Genomic DNA, 4,599 nt, shown 5'->3' on the forward strand with positions numbered 1-4,599 from the left:
GGAACCCCTCCCTGACCCGGTCGGCCTTCTTGAACGCGGCGGCCCACTTGTCGTCCACGTCCCTGGCGGCGTCGTCGAACGCCTCGATCTGCCCGGCCAGCGCCACGTCCGGCCAGGCCTGGTGGGAGTGGCCGGTGAGCAGCAGCCGGTCCGCCGCGCGGAAGGCCGAGTAGTGCGGCGCCAGACGTCCCGAGATGTCGTTCATGCCATGCTCCTGACCGCCCACAGGTCCGGGAACGACGGCGTCAGCGAGGCCCGCAGGTACGCCCCGCCGCTGGAGCCGCCGGTGCCCGGCCGGGCGCCGATGGTGCGCTCGACCATCTTCAGGTGCCGGTACCGCCACTCCTGGAGGCATTCGTCCAGGTCCACCAAGCGCTCGCAGAGCTGGGCCGCGCCGGTGTCGTCCCGGTAGACCCGCAGCAGCAGGTCCTGCACCGATTCCGACGGCTCCAGCGGCAGCCGTACGTCGCGGTGCAACCGGTCCTGCGGCACCTCGTAGCCGCGCAGGTACAGGTACGTCAGCAGCGAGTCGTACAGCGTGGGCCTGGCCATCGCCGCCTCGATCCGGGCGCGCGCCGGGGTGCCCTCGGCCTGGCCGAGCAGCATGCGCTCGTCGCGCCGGCCCAGCACCGCCTCGATCTCGCGGAACTGCGCCGACTGGAAGCCGCTGCTGGTGCCCAGCTTGCCGCGGAAGGCGGCGAACTGGAACGGCGTCATCGTCTCCATGACGTCCATCTGGGAGACCGCGAGCCGCATCAGCTTCAAGGACCGGTGCAAAGTCCGCATGGCGTGCGCGGTGAATCCGCCGGCGAGTTCGAGTTGCAGCTCGGCGAATTCGTGCAGCAATTGTTTGAACCACAGCTCGTACACCTGGTGGACGATGATGAACAGGGTCTCGTCATGGCTCTCGGAAACCGGTCGCTGCGCCGTGAGGATCTCCTCCAGCGCCAGGTAGGACGAGTACGTCAGAACGGTGTCTTCTCTCATGGCCCCAACGATGCGCGCCCCGGGGAACGGGCGACAGGGCATTTCAGGGCAGCTACCTGCCCCGCCGGGACCGCTTCCTGCAATTCGCCGGAAACGCATTTCGGAAGATGTGGAAAAGGCCGTCCGGCGGCACGGGGAATTCAGCACGACACGAGATGCGGCCGCCCGCGGCCCCGCGTGACGATGGCGCCGAGGGGGCGCCGAGCCCCATCAGCGAGCGAACTGCGAGGAAACATGCCATGACCTCACCGGAGATCATCAAGAGGAGCGGCCCCGGCAAACGTGCCCCTCGGCTCGACGGGCTGCGCGGATATCTGGCACTGGGCGTGATCGTGGTGCACGTCGCCTTCGCCGCCGGCGTCATCGGCTTCTACGACAAACCGTCCGTCGGCATCTGGCCCGTGCTGATCCAGGGCCTCAACGTGCTGCTGCCGCCCTTCTTCGTGATGTCCGGCCTGCTGTTGTACCGGCCGTTCGCCAGGGCGACGATCGTCGGCACGCCGCGTCCTGAGCTCAAGGGCTACCTGATCAAGCGCATGCTGCGGATCCTGCCCGCGTACTGGCTGGTGGCCGTGGCGGCGCTGCTGCTGCTCAACCTCAAGAGCGTCGACGGCCTCTGGTACGTGCTCAGCCCCCTGCTGCTCATGCACTACTACGTGCCGGGCCCCGAGGCGGGCTACGCCGGGCTGGAGCCCACCTGGACCGTGCCCGCCGAGGTCACCTTCTACCTGGCGCTGCCCATCCTGGCCTGGATCTTCGACCGGTACGCCAGGAAGGCCGCCGACCCCGGCGCCAAGGCCCGCCGCCTGCTGGTCCCGCTGGGCGTCTTCGTGCTCGTCGGCCTGGCCTGGACCGCGTACACGCACCTGGAGTCGATGGGCCCCTTCCCGTACGAGTACTTCTGGGTGATCGGCTTCACCGGCTTCCTGGCCATCGGCATGGGCCTGGCCATCCTGTCGGCGTACGCGGAGGCCAAGGACACCACGCCCGCCTTCTACCGCCTGGTGGCGCGCCGGCCGCTGCTGTTCTGGCTGGGCGCGGCCGTCGTCTACGTGATCAACTGCATCCGGCCGTTCGGCAAGCCCGGCATGGCCGACTACGCCACCGTGCCCGAGGCGATGGCCGAGATGGTGCTGTTCCTGATCTTCGCGCTGCTGGTCATCGCCCCGGTGGTGGTGCCCGGCGTGCACTCGAAGGTCATCGACGCGGTGCTCACCAACCGTCCGATGCGCTTCTTCGGCCGCATCTCCTACGGCGTCTACCTGTGGCACTTCATCCTGCAGTACCTCTGGCTGCAGAACGGCAGCGTCTTCGGCGCGCCGCCGGTGCCGATGCCGATGGTGATGGGCAAGTCCGGCTTCTGGGAGCTGCTGGCGGTGGTGCTCGTGGGCACGGTCGCCGTCGCGACGGTCAGCTACTACCTGGTCGAGCTGCCCGCGATGCGGCTGCGCGAGCGCCTGGTGGCCCGCCGCGCCGAGACCGAGCCGCGCCGCCCGGCCGAGAGCCCGCGCGTCCCGGTCTAGGGCTGCTCAGAAGGGGTGAGGTCCGAAGCGCCCCCAGGCGACGAACGCGGCCAGCAGGAACAGGATCGCGTTGACGGCGATCGCGCCGGGCTCCTTGCGGCGGACGTGCACGAGCGCGGCCGGCACCATCACCACGGCCAGGCCGGCCGCGGCCAGCGGGGTCAGGGCGGGCGCGACGCCGGTGACCGCGGGCAGGATCAGCCCGAGCGCGCCGGCCAGCTCGGTGAGGCCGATGAGACGGACGGCGCCGGCGGAGAAGTCCTCGGCCCAGGGCAGTCTGGGCTCCAGCTTCTCCTTGGGCTGGGTGGACTTGGTGAGTCCGGCGAGCCCGAACAGGAGGGCCAGCACGGCCTGCACGATCCACAGGGCGATGTTCATCACGGGTTCCTTCGCGGAAGGGGGGTGTGGCCGGGGCGAGGGGCCCCGGCGTGGCCGGTCGAGGGGTGAGGACGGTCCCGGGCCTTCAGGCCGGGGACGTCAGGAGCACGCGATGGCGATCTTGCCGAGGGTGCCCGCGCGGAAGGCGGCGAACGCCTCGGGGGCCTGCTCCAGCGGGTAGGTGGCGGTGACCGGCACGCGCAGCGCACCGGCCGCGACCCGGGCGGCCAGCTCGCTCAGGGTCCGCGGGTTCGGGTCGGCCATGACAGTGTGCACGGTGACCGCGGCCCCCTGGACGGCGTCCTGGGTCAGGCCGAGGGTCGAGGCGAGCCGGCCGCCGCCGCGCAGCAGTCCCGCCAGCTCGGCGCCGTCACCCGCCAGGTGCAGCACGGCGTCCACGCCCGCCGGGGCCAGCGCGCGGACCTGGGCGGGCAGGTCGCCGCCGTGGTCGACGAGCTCGACCTCGGCGGCGGTGAGCCCGGTGACGAAGTCGGCCTCGGCGCCGGGACGGCCGGTGGCGATCACCCGGGCGCCGCGGGCGGCGGCCAGCTGCACGGCCAGCGCGCCCACGCCGCCGGTGGCGCCGGAGATCAGCACCGTCTCGCCCTCGGTCAGGGCCACGGCGTCGAGGCTGTCCAGCGCCGCGGTGCCGGCCAGACCCAGCGCGCCCGCCTCCGCGGCGGCCAGACCCTGGGGGAGCGGGGCGATGCCGTAACCGGCGGACACGGTCACGTACTCGGCCATCGAGCCGGGGCCGAGGAACGGCTTCATCACCACGCCGAAGACCGGCTGCCCGACGGCGAAGCCCTCGGCGCCTTCGCCGAGCGCCTCGACGGTGCCGACGAAGTCCTTGCCCACCACCAGCGGGAACCGGTGCTCCATCATCTGCTGCAGATAGCCGGCGGCCACGGCCAGATCGAAGCCGTTGACCGCAGCGCCGGTGACCTTCACCAGCACCTCGCCGGCCTCCGGCCGGGGGACGGGCAGGTCGGCCAGGGCCGGGTCGGCGGGGACGGAGTTCAGCATGACAGCACGCATGAGCTGCACCTCTCAGAAAAGTGGAACGGGCTACCCGTTTCGTGCTGCCCAGCGTAACAAGAAAAATGGGTAGGTCGTTCCACTTGGGTAGGATGGAGGCATGGATCATCCCGCCGACGCCTCCGCACCCTCCGGCGAGCAGCCCGGGCCGGGCCTGCGCGCCGACGCCGAACGCAACCGCGAACGCATCGTGGCCACCGCCCGCCGCCTGTACGCCAGCCACGGCCTCGGCGTCTCCATGGCCTGCATCGCCCGTGCCGCCGGGGTCGGCAAGGCCACCCTGTCGCGCCGCTTCGCCACCCGCGAGGAGCTCATCAACGCCGTCTTCGCCGACCGCATGGACGCCTACGCCGCCGCCGTCGCCGAGGCGCTGGCCGACCCCGACCCCTGGCACGGCTTCGTCGGCTACGTCCAGGCCGTGTGCGCCATGCAGGCCGCCGACCGCGGCTTCGCCGACGTGCTGGCCATGACGTTCCCCGCGGCCAAGGCGCTGGAGAAGCGCCGGGCCGCGGCCTACCAGGGCTTCCTCGACCTCATCGAGCGCGCCAAGGCCACCGGCCGGCTGCGGGCGGACTTCACCGACCAGGACATGGTCATCCTGCTGATGGCCAACGCCGGTGTCATCGCCGCCACCGGGGACGCCGCCCCGGACACCTCGCGCCGCCTCGTCGGC

Annotated in this window: 5 protein-coding genes and 1 pseudogene; 2 read left to right on the plus strand and 4 right to left on the minus strand. The window is 71.6% G+C overall.

All coding sequences use genetic code 11. From position 1 onward, the window contains the following. Together ACWCSD_RS48210 and ACWCSD_RS48215 are read right to left on the minus strand one after the other, a co-directional pair. Positions 1–205 (minus strand): annotated as a pseudogene (locus ACWCSD_RS48210) (kynureninase); the annotation flags it as partial. Continuing rightward, the gene (locus tag ACWCSD_RS48215) at positions 202–987 is read right to left on the minus strand and encodes a tryptophan 2,3-dioxygenase (RefSeq protein WP_364335157.1); all 786 of its coding nucleotides are present in this window, start codon (positions 985–987) and stop codon (positions 202–204) included. The gene ACWCSD_RS48215 and the pseudogene ACWCSD_RS48210, both read right to left, overlap by 4 nt. Positions 988–1,226: 239 nt before the next feature. On the opposite strand from ACWCSD_RS48215, the gene ACWCSD_RS48220 reads away from it, so the two are divergent. After that, entirely contained in the window at positions 1,227–2,510 is a 1,284-nt protein-coding gene (locus tag ACWCSD_RS48220; protein ID WP_449925808.1) for an acyltransferase family protein, read from the plus strand. A 6-nt stretch (positions 2,511–2,516) separates the two neighbouring features. On the opposite strand, the gene ACWCSD_RS48225 is transcribed toward ACWCSD_RS48220, so the two are convergent. Both ACWCSD_RS48225 and ACWCSD_RS48230 read right to left on the minus strand, forming a co-directional pair. Further along, positions 2,517–2,888: a DoxX family protein gene (locus ACWCSD_RS48225; RefSeq protein WP_387673419.1), complete on the minus strand. Its 372-nt coding sequence runs from the start codon at positions 2,886–2,888 to the stop codon at positions 2,517–2,519. Positions 2,889–2,987: 99 nt separating this feature from the next. Continuing rightward, entirely contained in the window at positions 2,988–3,926 is a 939-nt protein-coding gene (locus tag ACWCSD_RS48230) for an NADP-dependent oxidoreductase (RefSeq protein WP_449925812.1), read from the minus strand. A gap of 100 nt (positions 3,927–4,026) precedes the next feature. On the opposite strand from ACWCSD_RS48230, the gene ACWCSD_RS48235 reads away from it, so the two are divergent. Then, the coding region (locus tag ACWCSD_RS48235) for a TetR/AcrR family transcriptional regulator (RefSeq protein WP_449925814.1) at positions 4,027–4,599 on the plus strand (573 nt) is incomplete at its 3' end.

The organism is Nonomuraea sp. NPDC001684, from assembly GCF_053596515.1.

Coding starts and splice junctions, on each gene's coding strand:
- ACWCSD_RS48215 (WP_364335157.1), bottom strand. CDS start 987: ATGAGAGAAGACACCGTTCTGACGTACTCGTCCTACCTGGCGCTGGAG.
- ACWCSD_RS48220 (WP_449925808.1), top strand. CDS start 1,227: ATGACCTCACCGGAGATCATCAAGAGGAGCGGCCCCGGCAAACGTGCC.
- ACWCSD_RS48225 (WP_387673419.1), bottom strand. CDS start 2,888: ATGAACATCGCCCTGTGGATCGTGCAGGCCGTGCTGGCCCTCCTGTTC.
- ACWCSD_RS48230 (WP_449925812.1), bottom strand. CDS start 3,926: ATGCGTGCTGTCATGCTGAACTCCGTCCCCGCCGACCCGGCCCTGGCC.